Genomic DNA, 15,355 nt, shown 5'->3' on the forward strand with positions numbered 1-15,355 from the left:
ACAAGACCTCGACCCTGAGAAATCCAAACCGTGACCTCCGCTGCTACGCGGGTGGGACGTCGCGCAGGTAGTCCTCGACGGCGAAGAGATGGGCGGCCATCCGGGCGCGCGCGCGGTCGGCGTCACGGGCGGCGAGGGCGTCCAGGATGGCGCGGTGTTCGGCGTGGGTGGTCTCGTCGGCGCCCGTCTGGCTGATCGAGCGCCAGAGCCGGCCGCGGACGGTCCGGCCGCTGAGCGCCTCGATCAGAGCCTCGAGCACCGGGTTGCCGGATGCTTCGGCGATCAGCCGGTGGAAGGCGATATCGCTGTCGATGATCGCCTCGTGGTCCGGTTCGCCGCCGCTCGCCAGCTCGGCCTCGGCCCGGTCGAGTGCCGCCCCGGCCGCCTGCAGTGCCTCCGGGGTGATGCGACTGGCAGCCAGCGCGGCCGCCTCGGTCTCGAGCATCCGTCGTACGGCGTGCAGATGGTGAGCGCCGCCGTGGTTCTGCAGGTCGACGACGAAGCCCATCGGGGCCAGCAGCAACGAGGAGTCGAGCGTGGTGACGTACGTACCGTCGCCCTGCCTGGTCTCCAGCACACCCATGATCGACAGGGCCCGGACGGCCTCACGCAACGGGCCGCGGGAGACACCGAGCGACTCGCCGAGATCCTTCTCGATCGGCAGTTTGGCGCCGGGCTTGAGGGTGCCGTCCACGATCATCTGTTTGATGCCCTGGACGACCACATCGGTCTGCGAACCACCCGCTGGACTACTCATTCAGCCATTGTCATGCACCGGCAGCCGCTGCAGGAATTCAGTTTCCCCACCGGGAGCCGTCCTGGGTCAGCGAGGTCGGGAACCGGACGTCGATGACCTCCACCGACGTGATGCGTGGCATGGAAGCTCCTGTCCGCTCGGGCGGGCGTTGTAGCCATTATTCTTCGCGGATGCGGAGACTGAGCTGGATCGGGATCGGTTGTTTCGTGGTGGCGTTCGTGGTGAGTGGGTTCTTCCTCGTGCAACTGCTGCGCACCATTCCAGGCACACCGGCCCCGGTCGACCAGGGGCCGGTGCAGCTCGACGGTGTCGGGCTGACCATCTTCGCCTCCGAGCGGGGCGCCGGTCAGAGCTGTACGGCGAAGGACGCGAGCGGCGCCCCGATCGCGTTGACGGAACCATCGCGGTCCGAGCAGTTCGACGACGCCGGTGACGTCTACTACGTGGTCGCACACTCCGTCGAGAAGGTGCCCGCGCAGGCGGTCGAGGTCAGCTGCACCGACCAGAGCGCGACCTACTTCGCCGGCCGCCGCCACACCGCCGCGACCTTCCTCGGCCCGGCCTTCGCCGCTCTCGGCTCCTTTGCACTGTTCGGCGCCCTCGGCACCGTTCTGATCGTGGTCGACCAGGCCAGGCGCAAGCGGGCGCCGCGCCACTGAGGGCGCGGCGCCGCCTCGGGTCAGCCCGCTTTGCGGAGGTGGGCGACGATGCCGTCGATGTCCTCGGCGAACTTCGGCCCGCGGATCTCGTGGCCGCCCGGCTCGCGCGGGTACTCGCCGCCGCTCAAGCCGAGCTCCCTCAGATCAGCAGCGAGGCGTACTTCCGCATGGTCATGACCGGCTGCATCCGCGGCCTCACCAGCGCGGCACCGCCCGGACGACCGGTGGCAGACATCCTGGAAGATCTCGGCCTGGAGTGAGCCCTACCCAGCCGCGCTGAGATGAGTCAGTACGGCGAGGACGCGGCGATGACCGTCCTCGGACTCGGGAAGCGCGAGCTTGGTGAACACGTGCCGGACGTGCGCTTCCACCGTGCGCTCGCTGAGGAACAACCGCCTCGCGATCCCGCTGTTCGTGAGTCCCTCGGCCATCAACTCGAGCACATGCCGTTCCCGATCGGTCAACGCGGCCAGCGGATCGTTGTCCGCTCGCCGCGCCACCAGACCAGCCACAACCTGCGGATCCAGGGCCGACCCGCCCCGGGCGACGCGCTCCGCCGACGCCAGGAACTCGCCGACGTCCAGCACCCGATCCTTCAGCAGATAACCGAATCCGCCCAGTGACACGAGACCCACCACGTGCGTCGTCTCGATGTGCTGGGACAGCAGCAGTACGCCGACGTCCGGATGCGCATTCTTCACCGCCGCCGCCGCACGCGCCCCTTCGTCGCTGAACGTCGGCGGCATCCGGATGTCCGCCACGACAAGGTCCGGCCGGTACGACGCCACGGCCGCGAGCAACCCATCCGCGTCGCCGAGCGTGGCAACCACCTCGTGTCCGCCGTCGACGAAGAGCATCTTCAACCCCTCGCGCAGCAGTACCTGGTCCTCCGCGATCACGATCCGCATGGCAGCTCCGCGGTGAGCGTCGTACCGCGACCTGGTTCGCTGTCGATGCGGAAGCTCCCGCCGAGCGCTGCGACCCGATCGGCGAGCCCGGTCAGACCCGTGCTGTTCCCGGCGGACGCACCGCCGACGCCGTCGTCCGCCACTGTCACCAGCAGGCTGTGGTTCTGGCAGCGGGCGGCGAGATCGACGCGCGTGGCGTTGGCGTGCTTGACCGCGTTGGTCAGCCCTTCACAGCAGATGAAGTACGCCGCGGCCTCGACACCCAAGTCGAATCGCTCCTCGGGTACGTCGACCGACACCGGCAACGGAGCCCGGCGAGCAAGGTCATGGAAGGCCGGTCCGAGACCGGCATCCAGCTGAGTCGGCGGCAGACCGCGAGCCAGCACTCGAAGCTCGCCGATCGCGACACTCACCTCTGCCACCGCACTGTCCAGCGTTGTGCCAGCGGCTTCGGGTGCTGATCCCAGCTGGTGCTGGGCGTGCCGCAGCGCCAGACCGATGGACACCAGCCGCTGCTGGGCGCCGTCGTGCAGATCGCGTTCGATCCGCCGGCGCTCGGCGTGGCCGGCGGCAACGATCCGGGCCCGGGACGCCTTGACCTCGTTCAGTTGCAGCCGCAGTTCCGCGCGCAGCCGGGCGATCTCGATCGCCAGGCCGCCGTCCTCGACCACGCGCCGGACCAGCTCCGGGCTGAGCTCGGCCGTGCTGTCATGCACGACCACGCCGATCGGCTGGTCGCCGCGTTCGATCGCGATCCGGTGCCGGTCGTCGTCTGTCCGGGTGTTGCCCGCGAGGTCGACGTACCGCTGGCTCTCCGGCAGGAAGACGAGCAGCTCCAAACGAGGGTCGGCGAGGATCTCGCGGAGGACCGTCTGCACGTCCTCGGGTGGGCGCCGACCGGACCGGACGTCGTCGAGAAAGGCGGCCATCCGGTGCAGGGCGTCGTACCGGGACCGGTTGAACCGGCGGTCGACCCCGTCCTGGATCCGGCCGCGCAACGGGCGGAACAGGATCGCGCACACCACCGTCGCCGCGGCTGTGGCCCAGGCCGAGCCCCGGCCGAACAAGGTGCCGAGAGCAATGATCAGTACGACGTACGCCGCGCCGAGCAGCAGCGTGAGCGAAAAGTACGCGACCGTGCGGCTGATGAACAGGTCGATGTCGTAGAGGCGGTAGCGCAGGATCGCCGCCGCCGCCGCGAGCGGCAGACCGCACAGCGCGAGCGCGGCCAGGACACCGGCGGCTGGAGTGACGTACCACAGCGGGAAGACCGTCGGAAGAACCACACCCGCGATCGACGCCGCGAGCACGAACCACTTGAGCTGCTGGCGTTCGACACCGCGCGACCGTCGGAAGCGGACGGCGAGCGAGACAACGGCAGCCATGAGCGAGCCGAGGAACAGTGGCAGCCCGACCGCGACCAGCACGCCGGTCGGCAGCGACTCGACCGCCCACGGGTTGCGACCACCCACGAAGTCCTGGCCGCGATCAGGGCTCAGCGACCAGCCGACCGTGCTCAGGACGAGGCCGACCGCACCGATCCAAGGCAGCGGCCGCCAGTTCGGGCCTGGCAGGCTGCCGGTCGGGAAGAGCAGGAAGGTGAGCGTCCAGCCGAAGCCGCTCACGAGCCAACTCATCGTGACGATCCACTCGGCGAACGTGCCTGCCGCCCAGCCCTCGGCGGCGGCCCGGAGCCCCCAGCCTTGGGCGAGATCCGCGGTCAGCGCGTTGAGCAGACCGAAACCGCAGAACAGCCAGCCGATCGGATTCCCCGGGTGCCGCTGCGCGATCAGCGCCCCGGCGCCGACGCTGACGATGCTGAAGACGGCGTACAGGAGTGTGTCGTACACCGGTTCGAGGCGCCAGGACAGGCCGATCGCCGCGATCTCCGCGACCACCGTCGCTCCGAACAGCACGGCCGGGACCGGCCACCGGCTCCTCCCACCCACGCCACCATCGTGGCAGCGCCGGACGGTCCCGCCAACAGTGCTGGTACTTATCCCAGGCGCGCGATCTCGCTGCTGGAGGTCTCGTGCTGACGCCGATGTGCGCGGAGGCCACGCATTCCTACCGTCGAAGAAACCTTCGAGAGGTGGGGAAACCATGAACGACATTCGCAAGCTTGCCGCCATCGGACTGGCGGGCGGCACGTTGACGGCCGTGTCCGGTCTCTTCGTCGCGGCGGTGGTCCAGCCGGCGTCCGACGTCTCCGACGAGATGTGGAGCTACCCGTGGAGCAGTGACGCGCTGGTCCCGGTCTCCGTCCTGTTCGCCGCCTTCCACCTGCTGGTGTTCCTGGGCATGGTCGCGTTCGCCCGCAGCGTCAGCAGCCGGGGCGCACGGGTTGGCAGCGCACTCGCCTTGGTGGGGACGTTCGTCCTCTTCGTGGCGGAGTTCGCGACGATCCCGTTCGCCGACCAGCGGCTGGACGAGACCGGGCCGCAGATCGTCGGCGCCGCGTTCGGTCTCGGCGTCACCCTCACCGCGGTCGGGCTGATCGTCGCCGGCATCTCGGTACTGCGCTCAGGTGGATGGCCCGGGTGGCGTCGCTACGTCCCGCTCGGCGCCGGCCTCTGGTCCCTCGTGATGATCGGCATCAGTGTCACCGGCGCGCTGGCCGCAGGCGTCGCCATCTACGGAATCAGCCTCTGCATCCTCTACCTGGCCGTGTACACCCTGCCGACCGATGAGGCACCGGCCGAGCACACTGCCCGCCTCCGAGCCAGGATCGATCACTAGTCAGATCGCACGGGCGGCCGCGATCTCGTAGAGGAAGCTGTTGACAGGGGTGGGAACACCGGCGCGGTTGCCCAGGCGGACGACCGCGCCGGTCCACGCATCCAGTTCGTTGGGGCGGCCGGCCAGGATGTCCCGCTGGAGCGACGTGGTCCCGTCGGCGGGCAGGTTGTCGATCCAGGCGAGGGTCTTGGGTACGACGTCCGCCGGAAGCTTGATGTCGAGCGCCAGCGCGACGTCGCGGATCTCGGTGGTCGCGTCGGTGAGTAGTTGCCGGGTGCCCGGCCGGGAGCGGAGTACGCCGTATCCGGCGCCGGTCGCCGTACCCAGGCCGCCGCTCGGGACGACGGACAGGAACTTGGTCCACAGGCCGGCCCAGATGTCAGCCGAGATGACGGCCTGTAGGCCGGCATCGGTGAATGCTGTGCGCAACCATTCGGTGCGCGGCGTCGGCTGGTTGTCCCACTCGGCGAAGGTCAATCGGCCCGGTCCGCCGAGATGGCGGATGGTCCCCGGGCTTTCGACGTACGCGATCACCTCGGCGGCACCTGGCAGGACCGCCTCGCGGCCGTATTCCGCCGCCACCTGATCCGGCGCCTCGACGCCGTTCTGCACAGTCACGATCGCGGTCCGGTTGCCGACCAACGGCCGGATCGCGGTGATCGCGTCGGCAAGCTGCCAGGTCTTCACACACACGAGGACGTAGTCCACCGGCCCGATCTCGGCCGCATCCGCCGTCGCCCGCACCGGCGTGACGTCGAAGTCACCGGCCACACTCCGCACCGCCAACCCAGCGGCCCGGACCGCCTCCAGGTGCTTGCCCCGCGCAACGAAGCTGACCTCGTACCCGGCCCGGGCCAGCCGGCCACCGAAGTATCCGCCGACCCCACCCGCTCCGACCACCGCCACCGTCGTCATCTGCCCACTCCACTGTTACCGGTTTATCTGGTAACAGCGATGGTAGCCTGATCGGCATGAAGAGCTTCACCTGGGTCGGCGGCCGCCCGTCGGTGAACTTCACCGCGACCCTCGGCAAACGCCTGCAGGACCCGTTCGAGCGCATCCCGGCGCCCGAGGACCTGTCCCGCTGGTTCCGCGACGCCGGCCTGTCCGACGACCTCGTCGACGTCTCCCCGCGCACCTACAGCCAAGCCATCGACCTGCGCGAAGCCCTCTACCGCCTCTTCACCGGTACGGCGCTCGACGTGGACGTCGTCAACCGCTGGAGCAGCCGCCCACTCCCCGGCCCTCGCCTGACTCCCGACCTCACCCTCGAGCGTCCAGCGACAGCTGCGAACGGTCTGCTGACCGTTCTCGCCCGCGACGCGGTCGAGCTGCTCGCCAGTCCACTCGGGGACCGGATCCACACCTGCGCCGCCGACGACTGCTCGCTACTCTTCGTCGACGAGAGCCGGGCCGGGCGTCGGCGCTGGTGCTCGATGAACACGTGTGGTGCGCGCGCGAAGATGAGCCATTACCGCGATGGATTGAGGACTTCCGTCAATTCGGGCCGGGGGTAGTGCGCGGGCTGGTTGGCTCGGGGCATGTGTATATCGACTACTTCCCCGGCTGAGGCAGCTCGGCTGGTGCGGGCGGATCACCAGCTGTTGCTGGATCGGATCGACGGGTTGAGTGAGGCTGAGCTCCGGGCGCCATACCGAGTGGTGTCCGGGCCGCTCAGGCACTTCTGCGACTCGTTGCACGACCTGACCGCGCACATTCTGACGTGGGACGAGATCACCCTCGCCGTACTACGTGATGCCGCCGCCGGGCGGTTGCACTGGAGCCTGGATCCACGCTGGGAGACGGCGGACGCGGGCAGCGCGCTCAACGTCGGCGGCGTCGAGGCCGGCCGGCACATCCCGTCCGGACTGCTCCTGCACCGCTTCCACAGCGTCGCCGACGCACTCGTCGCCGAGATCCAGCAGTACGACGACGCGTCGTGGAACGACCCATCGACCGGCGGTGGGTACGACGGTGGCATCGGAGCGCTGGCCGAATACGCCGCGACGCCACCCGACGGCGCACTGTTCGGCCACGCAGCCCGCCACCTCAACCCGGCGCAGGTCCCGGCATGACCATCATCAACCTGCCGGCCTTGAAGGCCGAGACCGAAGCCCTGCTCGCCCGATTCGCCGCCGAGCCTGCAGGACCGGAGCTCGATCCCTACCAGGCGCTGCTCCTCGACCGGGAGGAACTCCCTGACCCGGAGCTCGCCGGCGTGTGCGATCCGAACACCCGCCCCAAGGACCTCACGATCGGCGGTCGCCTCCAAGCACGGATCTACCACCCCGCAACCGATGAGCCGAGGCCGGTCCTGTTGTGGCTGCACGGTGGTGGGTTCATCGGCGGTGATCTGCGGGACATCGAGTGCGCGACGTCCGGGATCGCTGCCGCAGGCAACGTCATCGTTGTCTCGCTCAACTATCGGCTCGCGCCCGAACACCCTTATCCGGCAGGGTTGCACGACGTACGCGACACCCTCGACTGGATCCGAGATCATCAGGCTGAGCTCAATGGCGACGGCCGGATCGCGGTGGGTGGCCAGAGCGCGGGGGCTGCGCTGGCTGCCGGTGCCTGTCTGCTCGCGCGGGACGAAGGACGACCACTCCCCGACCGCCAGATCCTCTGCTATCCCAGCCTCGACGTCGACCGCGACACCGAGTCGTACCGACTCTTCGACGGCACGTTCCTCAGCATCGCCCCAGGTGGCTGGTCGTCAGCGCAGTACTTCCCGGTCGGGGAGTTCCCGGCGACCGCCATACCGCTGCGGGCCGAGACGCTCAAGGGGCTTCCGCCGGCGCTGATTCTCGCCGCCGGTCGCGATCCGCTCCGCGACGATGCTCGCAACTACGCGGCTCGGCTCGAGGCGGACGACGTACCGGTGCGACTGGTCGAATACGCCGACACCATGCACGCGTTCCTCAACTTCCCGGCGGTGCTGTCCGCGGGGCGGCACGCGATCGAGCTGATCGCTTCCGATCTCCGCGAGGCTTTCCAGGCGCCTGTGTGAGCGCTTCGATGAAGGCGGCAGTCGCGGGAGGGTCGGGTGGTTCGCCGTACGTCGCGAGATAGATGTGGCGTGCGGCGCCGACCTTGGTCGCCTTGATGCCTTCGGCCCGGTGCGAGCGCAGCGCCAGTCCCGGCGAGGTGGTGACGCCGAGCCCGTTCGCGACGAAGGCCTGCTTCACCATGATGTCGTCGCTCGTGTACGCGATCCGCGGCGTGAAGCCGGCCTCCGCGCAGAGATCGACGAACTCCTGCCGGCAGTGCACACAGCCCGCGATCCAGTCGGACTCCCGGTGATCGGTCAGTGTCTCTCCGGTACGACGACTGAGCAGATACACCGGGTCGTCGAGCAGGTACGTGTACCGAATGCCGTCGCTCGGCGGCTCGTCGTCGTACCGGAAAATGATCGCCAGATCGAGAATCCCGTCCCGGAGTTGCTGCTGCGCGACGACGGGATGGACGTCGGTGAGCTCCAACTCGATGTTGGGATGCTGCCGGCGGAGCTCGGCGGCAGCCGGCGGGACGAGCACCGTCAGCGCCGAGGTGAAGGCGCCGAGGCGGACCCGGCCGACCTCCAGACCGATCAGCGCGGCCAACTCGGCGTCCGCGGCATCGACCCGGCCGATGATCTCGGCCGCACGGCGCGCGAGCACCTGGCCTTCGGGGGTGAGCCGGATGCCACGGCCCACCTTCTGCACCAGCCGTGCGCCGGTCGCCGCCTCCAACCGCGCGAGGTGATGGCTGACCGTGGGCTGGGTGTAGTGCAACGCCTGCGCCGCGCCGGTCACGGAACCGTGGGCGGCGACCGCGGCGAGCACCCGAAGCCGGACAAGATCGAGCATGGATCGATGGTATCTATGCGTTCGCGCCGATAAAGGCGTTGGACGCATGTGACCCCGGCACGGCAGGCTGCGGGCTGGAGGTGGTCACGTAGTGCGATTCGTCGTCCTCGACGCCATGGGTGTTTTGTACCGGCACGGAAACGTGGTCGGTGGAGTGTTGGTGCCGTACCTTCGCGATCTCGGGTGCACTCTCGGCGAGACCGACATCCGCGCCGTGTATCGACGGTGCACGCTGCGATTGCTGTCGACCGACGAACTGTGGACGGAGCTGGAGGTTGCGGACAGGGCGTCCGATGCCGACTACTGCAGCCGCCACGAGCTCACCCCCGGGACACTCGACACTCTGCGGGGATTGCGTGAAGCCGGCTTCACCCCGCTGGTGCTGACGAACGACGCTGAGCCGTGGTCTGCACGTCTCCGCGCCCGCTTCGGCCTCGATCAGTACGTCGACCGATGGTTTGTCAGCTCCGAGATCGGTGCGCGGAAGCCCGACCCGATGGCCTATCACGCCGTACTGGAGCATCCTGGGCTCGAGGCGTCTCACACCGTTCTGGTCGACGATCGCCCGACCAACCTCGTCGCGGCACGGTCGGCCGGGTTCCGGCCTTGGCTGTTCCAGAGTGAAGACACTGCGGCTCACCCAGCTGACGCGTTCGACGTTCCTGTCGCCCGCAGCATGGCCGAACTGCTCACACAGCTCAGTCCGGGTCGCCGTGATTGGCGCGAGGGCTGAAGAACCTGCTGGGGTTGCCGGCGGCGCGGGGTCCGGAGTCGAGCCATTGGGCGAAGGCGACCGGGGCTCGGCGTTCGAGTTCGTCGAGGTAGGCATTGCGCGCGGTGATCACGGCGAGGCGCTGCTCGTCCGTCGTACAGCTCTGGAGTTCGGTGAAGCTGCGTCGCCAGGCCAGGCAGAGGTCGTCGTCGCTGAGGTCGGTGACGTCGACCGGCTCGGGTGCCTTCGGCGCGACCGGCTCCTGGGGCGGTGGCGGCTCGGGCGTCGGCACCTTCTTCGCCTTCCGCTCGGGCCGTGGCTTCCGGTCCGGCTTTGGCTTCCGCTCAGGCTTTGGCTTTGCCCTTTCGATCTTTGGGGGCAGCTCGATCTTTGGAGTCAGGTCGTTCTTCGGGGTCAGGTCGGCAGGGGGTTTGGGAGCGGCTTCAGGTCGCCGTCCGGATGCTGCTGCCTGTGGCCAGAGCCGGCTCACCAGGGCCGGTGAGGTGAGGACGATGAGTAGGAGCAGCCACAGCGTGCCCATCCCGATCGCGGTCGCGTACCCGACGATCGCCACCACACAGGCACCCGCCCGGGCAGCCCATTGCAGTACGACCCGAATCAGCTCGGAAGGCTGTTTCTCCTGCGCCAGCCCGATACTCAGATGAACCGAGGCCACCAGCGTCCCACCCATCAGGAACGCGACCACATTCGTCGACCACCCGACGAACACGACGGCCGTCAGGAGGCCGAGCGCCGCCAGTATCACCACAGCCGTCCGCCAGCCGCGCCGATACAGTCCCCAACCGCTCTCAGCCATACCCGTCAAGTTCCCACCCACTTCTCCCCCAACCGTCGCTCCCCACCCCTCTTCACGTCAAGACGTACGCCGCTCCGCGCCGAGCCGGTCGACCAGACCGAGCCGTTCGACCAGGAAGGAGCACCACGCCGCGACGGCCGCCGGAACCGCACCCCGATGCGGCCCAGGGAAAGCGATCAACTGCTTGTCCGGCGACCCCAGCAGGTCGAACAACTCGAGCTGACCGGACCGGGGAAAGAGCTCGTCGTCCCACTGCACGTGGAACAGCAACGGCACGGTTACCCTCGGCGCATCGACCGCGAACCGCGGCGCCATGTCGACCCCGACCGGCATCGCCGCCGGCTGGACCATCCCGCACTTCCCCAGTACGGCGCACCGCACCCGACCACCCGCCACCAACGGCACCCCGAACCGCGTCCCCATCGACAACCCGAGGTAGCCGACGCGCTCTCCGTCGATCCATCCATCCGCAACCAGCGCGTCCACGGTCGCATCCCAGTCGCCGACCATCCCGTCGGTGACCTTGTCGACTCCGAGCTCCGCGATCCGGCTCTGGTACTCGGTAGCGGACATCTGCCCGGCCACTCGCTCACCGTGATAGGGCCCGTCGATCGCGACTGCCCCGATCCCGGCCTCGGCGGCAAACCACCGACCGAGCATCTCCTGCCGACCACCCCGCTTGTGCCCACTCCCACCATGCCCGAGCAGCACCACCGGCAGCGGACCGTCGACCCCTTCGGGAAACCACATGACCCCCGGTACGTCGCCTTCGTCGCGTACGACGTGGAACTGGCGCTCGCTCACACCGCCACCTGTTGCCGCTTCGCCGACCCATCGCAGTACGTCCACCTGGCCAATCTCACACACCTGGACTCCACGCCGTTCCATAGGTATGGACAGATTTGCGCGACGGGTGGCGAAGGCGGACTGGGACCAGGTGACGGCCGAGGTGAACGACCTGGGGCGTGCGTTGCTGCCGCAGTTGCTGACGCCGGCCGAGGCAGCGAACATCGCCGGCCTGTACGACGAGGCCGAGCGGTTCCGCGCGACGATCACCATGGCCCGGCATCGGTTCGGCGAGGGTGAGTACCGGTACTTCGACGCACCGTTCCCGGAGGCGGTGGAGTCGCTGCGGCAGGCGCTGTATCCGCGGTTGTTGCCGATAGCACGGGATTGGTACGAGAAGCTCGGCCGCGAAGCCGAATGGCCGGACACGTTGGACGAGTGGCTGGAGATCTGTCACCGCGCCGGGCAGACGCGGCCGACGCCGATCCTGTTGCGCTACGGCGCCGGCGACTGGAACGCCCTGCACCGGGATCTGTACGGCGACAAGGTTTTCCCGCTCCAGGTCGTCATCAACCTCAACGAGCCCGGAGTCGACCACACCGGCGGCGAGTTCCTCCTGGTCGAACAGCGACCGAGGGCCCAGTCGCGCGGTACGTCGACCTTGATCCCGCACGGCCACGGTCTGGTCTTCACCACCCGCGACCGCCCGGTCAAGTCAGCCCGCGGCTGGTCCGCCTCCCCCGTCCGCCACGGCGTCTCCACCATCCACACCGGCCACCGCCACACCCTCGGCCTGGTCTTCCACGACGCGAAGTAGACGGACACCGCCTGCGGTCGACTCTTCGGCCGCGAGCGGACTCGGAACGCAGTGTCGTCGAGAGTCGACACTGCGCTGGGTCTGTCAGACGAGGGCGAAGCCGCCGGTCCAGGAGATCTTCTCGCCGACCGCGAGGGTGAGCTGGAGGAAGCCGAGCGCCTCGAGTTCACGGGCCCGGCTGAGCGATCCCGCGTCGACGGCGCGCAGACCGCCCGCGGAGACGACACCGGCCAGCAATGCCTTGGCGTCAGCGTCGTCACCGGCGATCGACACGGTCGTCGGAGCCTCGCCGACCGCACCGGAGGCCAGGGTCGCGGCGAAGTTCGTGTTGAAGGCCTTGAGGACCCGCGACTGGGGCAGCGCCGCGGCAACCTCCGCGGCTGCGGAGCCGTCCGCAGGGACGACGAGCGAGTCGAAGGTCTCGAAGTTCAGCGGGTTGGTGATGTCGACGACGATCTTGCCGGCGAGCTGGTCACCGCGCTCGGCGATGACCTGTGCCACGGCCGGGTACGGCACGGCCAGCACGACGATCTCGCCGGTGATCCGCTGAGCTTTGTCGGCGGAGCCGAACAGCTCGACCGTGTTGCCGCCCTTGGAGACGACGCTCGCGATCGCCTGTCCCATGTTTCCGGTGCCGATGATGCTGACGTGTGCCATGACTCCTCCTGGATGAACGTTGAATAGTTGTCGCTACAACTATGACGATAGCATGAGATGGTTGTAGCGACAACTAATCACTGCAAGAATGATCCTCGTGACGACGACACATTGGCTCGACAAGACAGAACTGGGTGCTTGGGTGCGACTGGCCGCCGTACTCGAACTCCTGCCCGGGGTCCTCGATTCACAACTGCGGCGGGACGCCGGGCTGACACACTTCGAGTACTACGTGCTCGCGATGCTGTCGGAAGCCCCGGACCGCACCTTGCGGATGACGTCCCTGGCACTGCAGACGAACGCCACGCTCCCCCGGCTGTCCCACGTCGTCAGAAGACTCGAGGACCGGGGCCTGGTCGAGCGCTTCCCCTGTCCAGAGGACGCCCGCGCCACCAACGCGCGGCTGACTCCGGAGGGCTGGGACACAGTGCGCGAAACGGCGCCAGGCCACGTGGCCACGGTCAGACAGCACGTCATCGACGCTCTGACACCCGAGCAGATCACCCAGCTCACCGCGATCGCCGACTCGATCCTGAGCACCTTGGATCCCGACGGCACCATGGCCGCCCTCTACCACCGCTACGACACGGATCGCTGACGCCGACCGCAGTCCATTGAGTGGCTCACAGGGCCGTGGTCGGCCACTGGGTCGGCCGGGTCCGCGAGATCACGCAGTTGGTTCTGCCGGAAGACTCGGTGTTCTTGCAGCCTGATTCTCAGGCCGGCCAGTTCGTGGGCAGGTAGTCAGCTGGTCGGTGCGGGTGGCGGCGGCCAGGAGTCGGCGGTTGCCTCGCCGCGCCCGACGGCCGCGTCATGGCTGGCGCGGGCGCGATCGACCAGGTCCATCAGGTCTTGTTCACTCCTGGCCATCAACCGGTACTTCGGACCGAGCCGGATGATCTGATCGCGCTCGTCGAGCAGGCGCCCGTAGATTCGCTCGCGTTCGGCCGGGTCGGCGGTGTACTCCGAATCCAGGTACGCCGTCGCGTGCCGCCGTGCGTTGGCGATCGCGGTCTGCGCCTTGCCCTTGCGGCTGACCAGCGAGGCGACGACGGTGACGACCAGGACTCCCAGGATCACGGTCAACGACAGCCCGGTACTGATCTCGACGACATCGACCGGTTGGCCGTCGTTGACGAACGGCAGGTTGTTCTCGTGCAGGGCATGCAGGATCAGCTTGACGCCGATGAAGGCCAAGACGGCCGCCAGGCCGTAGGCGAGGTAGATCAGCCGGTCCAGCAGGCCGTCGATCAGGAAGTACAGCTGGCGCAGGCCGAGCAGCGAGAACGCGATCGCGGTGAACACCAGATACACGTTCTGCGTGAGACCGAAGATCGCCGGGATCGAGTCCAGGGCGAACAACAGGTCTGTGCCTGTGATCGCGACCATGACGAGCAGCATCGGCGTCATCGCCCGTTTGCCGTTCTGGACGGTGAACAACTTGTCGCCGTCGTACCGGTCCGTCGTGTGGACGACCTTCCTGGCGGCTCGCACCATGATGTTGTCGGCCGACTCGTCCTCGCCACCTCGAGGTTTCAGCATGTTGCCGGCAGTGATCAGCAGGATCAGGCCGAAGGCGTAGAACACCCAGGAGAAGGCGTTGATCGCCGCGGACCCGAGGAAGATCAGGCCGGTGCGCGCGAGCAGCGAGAAGGTGATCCCGAACAGCAATGCCTTCTGCTGGTCCTCGCGAGGAACCCGGAAACTGGTGAAGATGACCAGGAAGACGAACAGGTTGTCGACCGACAACGCCTTCTCGGTCACGTAGCCGGCGAAGTACTCCGCTCCCATCGCCGTTCCGCCGAAGATCAGGACGCCGACCCCGAACGCGAGCGCCAGTCCCACATACACCGACGACCAGACAGCGGCTTCTCTCAGCGTCGGGACATGGGCCTTACGGACGTGGAAGAAGAAGTCGAACACCAGGAGCCCGACGATCCCCAGGATCGTGAGACCCCATACCCACAACGGCACGTCCATCACAACGGCTCCCGACCGGCCCGCGAATCACGCTGAAACCCAGCCTGCCGCAGGCCGCGTGTTCCCGTCCGATTCTGCACCCGAGGCGACCGCAGCTGTCTCACGCGCTCCTCCTCATCGCACCACTACTTCGGCCGCGGCGCCACCGCCGCCGTGATCGCCGACAGTGACCCGATTTCACCTCAGCGCTACGCGCACGACTGACTGCCGGCTGAACGCAGTCACGGACCTGATGGACGTCGACGTGCAGGTCGGCGTACTCGATCCGAGCGTGGACACCGACACGCTGGCCGGCCTGCTGGTAGACGCCTACCTCGCAGAGATCCTCAGGTTCGGAGCCCCACGCGACGGCTGGACCGACCACGCGATCGACCTCCTGGCCCCGGCGGTATCGCCGCACCGGGACGCGCATTGACGGTACTCAGCCCTTGACGCCGGTGAGGGTTACGCCTTCGACGAAGTAGCGCTGGAGGACGAAGAAGATGAGGATGATGGGGAGGATGACGACCAGGGAGGCGGCCATCAGGTAGCCCCACTGGGCGGTGTAGGTGCTCTGGAAGCCGGCCAGGCCCAGTGCGAGGGTGAACTTGTCGTCCGAGGTCAGGTAGAGCAGCGGCCCGAGGAAGTCGTTCCAGACGCCGATGAAGGTGAAAATGACGACGACCACGATCACCG

19 protein-coding genes are annotated in these 15,355 nt (G+C 68.1%); 9 read left to right on the plus strand and 10 right to left on the minus strand.

Annotated features, from left to right (window positions below; all coding sequences use genetic code 11):
- Window positions 1-43: 43 nt before the first annotated feature.
- Window positions 44-757, minus strand: a complete 714-nt coding sequence (locus tag EV652_RS21025; protein ID WP_132210895.1) for a FadR/GntR family transcriptional regulator — start codon at window positions 755-757, stop codon at window positions 44-46.
- A gap of 170 nt (window positions 758-927) precedes the next feature.
- Here EV652_RS21025 and EV652_RS21030 point away from each other — a divergent pair, with 170 nt between their 5' ends.
- Window positions 928-1,416 (plus strand): hypothetical protein, encoded by a 489-nt coding sequence (locus EV652_RS21030; protein WP_132210896.1) that lies wholly within the window; start codon window positions 928-930, stop codon window positions 1,414-1,416.
- Window positions 1,417-1,679: 263 nt separating this feature from the next.
- Here EV652_RS21030 and EV652_RS21035 read toward each other — a convergent pair whose 3' ends face one another.
- A complete protein-coding gene (locus EV652_RS21035) occupies window positions 1,680-2,324 on the minus strand; it encodes a response regulator transcription factor (protein WP_132210897.1) in 645 nt (214 codons plus the stop codon).
- Window positions 2,312-4,273: a sensor histidine kinase gene (locus tag EV652_RS21040; RefSeq protein WP_158441213.1), complete on the minus strand. Its 1,962-nt coding sequence runs from the start codon at window positions 4,271-4,273 to the stop codon at window positions 2,312-2,314. Before EV652_RS21040 ends, EV652_RS21035 begins: the two co-directional genes overlap by 13 nt.
- A 154-nt stretch (window positions 4,274-4,427) precedes the next feature.
- On the opposite strand from EV652_RS21040, the gene EV652_RS21045 reads away from it, so the two are divergent.
- On the plus strand, window positions 4,428-5,063 hold the full coding sequence (locus EV652_RS21045; RefSeq protein ID WP_132210899.1) for a hypothetical protein: 636 nt from the start codon (window positions 4,428-4,430) through the stop codon (window positions 5,061-5,063).
- On the opposite strand, the gene EV652_RS21050 is transcribed toward EV652_RS21045, so the two are convergent.
- Complete coding sequence (locus tag EV652_RS21050; protein ID WP_132210900.1) at window positions 5,064-5,978, minus strand: 2-dehydropantoate 2-reductase; 915 nt, start codon at window positions 5,976-5,978, stop codon at window positions 5,064-5,066.
- Between the two features lie 56 nt (window positions 5,979-6,034).
- Here EV652_RS21050 and EV652_RS21055 point away from each other — a divergent pair, with 56 nt between their 5' ends.
- From EV652_RS21055 to EV652_RS21065, 3 genes are all read left to right on the plus strand, one after another.
- Window positions 6,035-6,580, plus strand: a complete 546-nt coding sequence (locus EV652_RS21055; RefSeq protein ID WP_132210901.1) for a CGNR zinc finger domain-containing protein — start codon at window positions 6,035-6,037, stop codon at window positions 6,578-6,580.
- A gap of 66 nt (window positions 6,581-6,646) precedes the next feature.
- On the plus strand, window positions 6,647-7,138 hold the full coding sequence (locus EV652_RS21060) for a hypothetical protein (RefSeq protein ID WP_132210902.1): 492 nt from the start codon (window positions 6,647-6,649) through the stop codon (window positions 7,136-7,138).
- Complete coding sequence (locus EV652_RS21065) at window positions 7,135-8,073, plus strand: alpha/beta hydrolase (protein ID WP_132210903.1); 939 nt, start codon at window positions 7,135-7,137, stop codon at window positions 8,071-8,073. The genes EV652_RS21060 and EV652_RS21065 overlap by 4 nt, the downstream gene beginning before the upstream one ends.
- Here the strand turns inward: EV652_RS21065 and EV652_RS21070 are convergent.
- Window positions 7,985-8,911 carry a LysR family transcriptional regulator gene (locus tag EV652_RS21070; protein WP_132210904.1) on the minus strand — a complete coding sequence of 309 codons (927 nt, stop codon included), beginning with the start codon at window positions 8,909-8,911 and terminating at the stop codon, window positions 7,985-7,987. The two genes, EV652_RS21065 and EV652_RS21070, sit on opposite strands and share 89 nt — an antisense overlap.
- A gap of 91 nt (window positions 8,912-9,002) precedes the next feature.
- Here EV652_RS21070 and EV652_RS21075 point away from each other — a divergent pair, with 91 nt between their 5' ends.
- A complete protein-coding gene (locus EV652_RS21075) occupies window positions 9,003-9,644 on the plus strand; it encodes an HAD family hydrolase (protein WP_132210905.1) in 642 nt (213 codons plus the stop codon).
- Here the strand turns inward: EV652_RS21075 and EV652_RS21080 are convergent.
- Window positions 9,610-10,440: a hypothetical protein gene (locus tag EV652_RS21080; protein WP_132210906.1), complete on the minus strand. Its 831-nt coding sequence runs from the start codon at window positions 10,438-10,440 to the stop codon at window positions 9,610-9,612. The two genes, EV652_RS21075 and EV652_RS21080, sit on opposite strands and share 35 nt — an antisense overlap.
- Before the next feature lie 57 nt (window positions 10,441-10,497).
- Complete coding sequence (locus EV652_RS21085) at window positions 10,498-11,307, minus strand: dienelactone hydrolase family protein (RefSeq protein WP_132210907.1); 810 nt, start codon at window positions 11,305-11,307, stop codon at window positions 10,498-10,500.
- Between the two features lie 25 nt (window positions 11,308-11,332).
- Between EV652_RS21085 and EV652_RS21090 the strand changes: the two genes are divergently transcribed.
- Window positions 11,333-12,043, plus strand: coding sequence for a 2OG-Fe(II) oxygenase (locus EV652_RS21090; protein WP_132210908.1), 711 nt, complete (start codon window positions 11,333-11,335; stop codon window positions 12,041-12,043).
- 84 nt (window positions 12,044-12,127) lie between these two features.
- Here EV652_RS21090 and EV652_RS21095 read toward each other — a convergent pair whose 3' ends face one another.
- Window positions 12,128-12,700: an NADPH-dependent F420 reductase gene (locus tag EV652_RS21095; protein ID WP_132210909.1), complete on the minus strand. Its 573-nt coding sequence runs from the start codon at window positions 12,698-12,700 to the stop codon at window positions 12,128-12,130.
- Window positions 12,701-12,797: 97 nt separating this feature from the next.
- Between EV652_RS21095 and EV652_RS21100 the strand changes: the two genes are divergently transcribed.
- Window positions 12,798-13,298 (plus strand): MarR family winged helix-turn-helix transcriptional regulator, encoded by a 501-nt coding sequence (locus EV652_RS21100; RefSeq protein ID WP_242001894.1) that lies wholly within the window; start codon window positions 12,798-12,800, stop codon window positions 13,296-13,298.
- A gap of 146 nt (window positions 13,299-13,444) precedes the next feature.
- On the opposite strand, the gene EV652_RS21105 is transcribed toward EV652_RS21100, so the two are convergent.
- Entirely contained in the window at window positions 13,445-14,680 is a 1,236-nt protein-coding gene (locus tag EV652_RS21105; protein ID WP_132210911.1) for a TerC family protein, read from the minus strand.
- Window positions 14,681-14,912: 232 nt separating this feature from the next.
- On the opposite strand from EV652_RS21105, the gene EV652_RS21110 reads away from it, so the two are divergent.
- Window positions 14,913-15,095 (plus strand): hypothetical protein, encoded by a 183-nt coding sequence (locus EV652_RS21110; RefSeq protein WP_132210912.1) that lies wholly within the window; start codon window positions 14,913-14,915, stop codon window positions 15,093-15,095.
- A gap of 6 nt (window positions 15,096-15,101) precedes the next feature.
- Here the strand turns inward: EV652_RS21110 and EV652_RS45350 are convergent, their stop codons facing one another.
- Window positions 15,102-15,353: an ABC transporter permease family protein gene (locus EV652_RS45350; protein WP_242001895.1), complete on the minus strand. Its 252-nt coding sequence runs from the start codon at window positions 15,351-15,353 to the stop codon at window positions 15,102-15,104.
- Window positions 15,354-15,355: the final 2 nt, after the last annotated feature.

It is taken from the genome of Kribbella steppae (genome assembly GCF_004342025.1).
GTDB classification, from domain to species: domain Bacteria; phylum Actinomycetota; class Actinomycetes; order Propionibacteriales; family Kribbellaceae; genus Kribbella; species Kribbella steppae.

Excerpts from the sequence above, each read along its gene's own strand:
- EV652_RS21025 (WP_132210895.1), bottom strand. The coding sequence starts at position 757 with ATGAGTAGTCCAGCGGGTGGTTCGCAGACCGATGTGGTCGTCCAGGGC.
- EV652_RS21030 (WP_132210896.1), top strand. The coding sequence starts at position 928 with ATGCGGAGACTGAGCTGGATCGGGATCGGTTGTTTCGTGGTGGCGTTC.
- EV652_RS21035 (WP_132210897.1), bottom strand. The coding sequence starts at position 2,324 with ATGCGGATCGTGATCGCGGAGGACCAGGTACTGCTGCGCGAGGGGTTG.
- EV652_RS21045 (WP_132210899.1), top strand. The coding sequence starts at position 4,428 with ATGAACGACATTCGCAAGCTTGCCGCCATCGGACTGGCGGGCGGCACG.
- EV652_RS21050 (WP_132210900.1), bottom strand. The coding sequence starts at position 5,978 with ATGACGACGGTGGCGGTGGTCGGAGCGGGTGGGGTCGGCGGATACTTC.
- EV652_RS21055 (WP_132210901.1), top strand. The coding sequence starts at position 6,035 with ATGAAGAGCTTCACCTGGGTCGGCGGCCGCCCGTCGGTGAACTTCACC.
- EV652_RS21065 (WP_132210903.1), top strand. The coding sequence starts at position 7,135 with ATGACCATCATCAACCTGCCGGCCTTGAAGGCCGAGACCGAAGCCCTG.
- EV652_RS21070 (WP_132210904.1), bottom strand. The coding sequence starts at position 8,911 with ATGCTCGATCTTGTCCGGCTTCGGGTGCTCGCCGCGGTCGCCGCCCAC.
- EV652_RS21080 (WP_132210906.1), bottom strand. The coding sequence starts at position 10,440 with ATGGCTGAGAGCGGTTGGGGACTGTATCGGCGCGGCTGGCGGACGGCT.
- EV652_RS21090 (WP_132210908.1), top strand. The coding sequence starts at position 11,333 with ATGGACAGATTTGCGCGACGGGTGGCGAAGGCGGACTGGGACCAGGTG.
- EV652_RS21095 (WP_132210909.1), bottom strand. The coding sequence starts at position 12,700 with ATGGCACACGTCAGCATCATCGGCACCGGAAACATGGGACAGGCGATC.
- EV652_RS21105 (WP_132210911.1), bottom strand. The coding sequence starts at position 14,680 with ATGGACGTGCCGTTGTGGGTATGGGGTCTCACGATCCTGGGGATCGTC.
- EV652_RS21110 (WP_132210912.1), top strand. The coding sequence starts at position 14,913 with ATGGACGTCGACGTGCAGGTCGGCGTACTCGATCCGAGCGTGGACACC.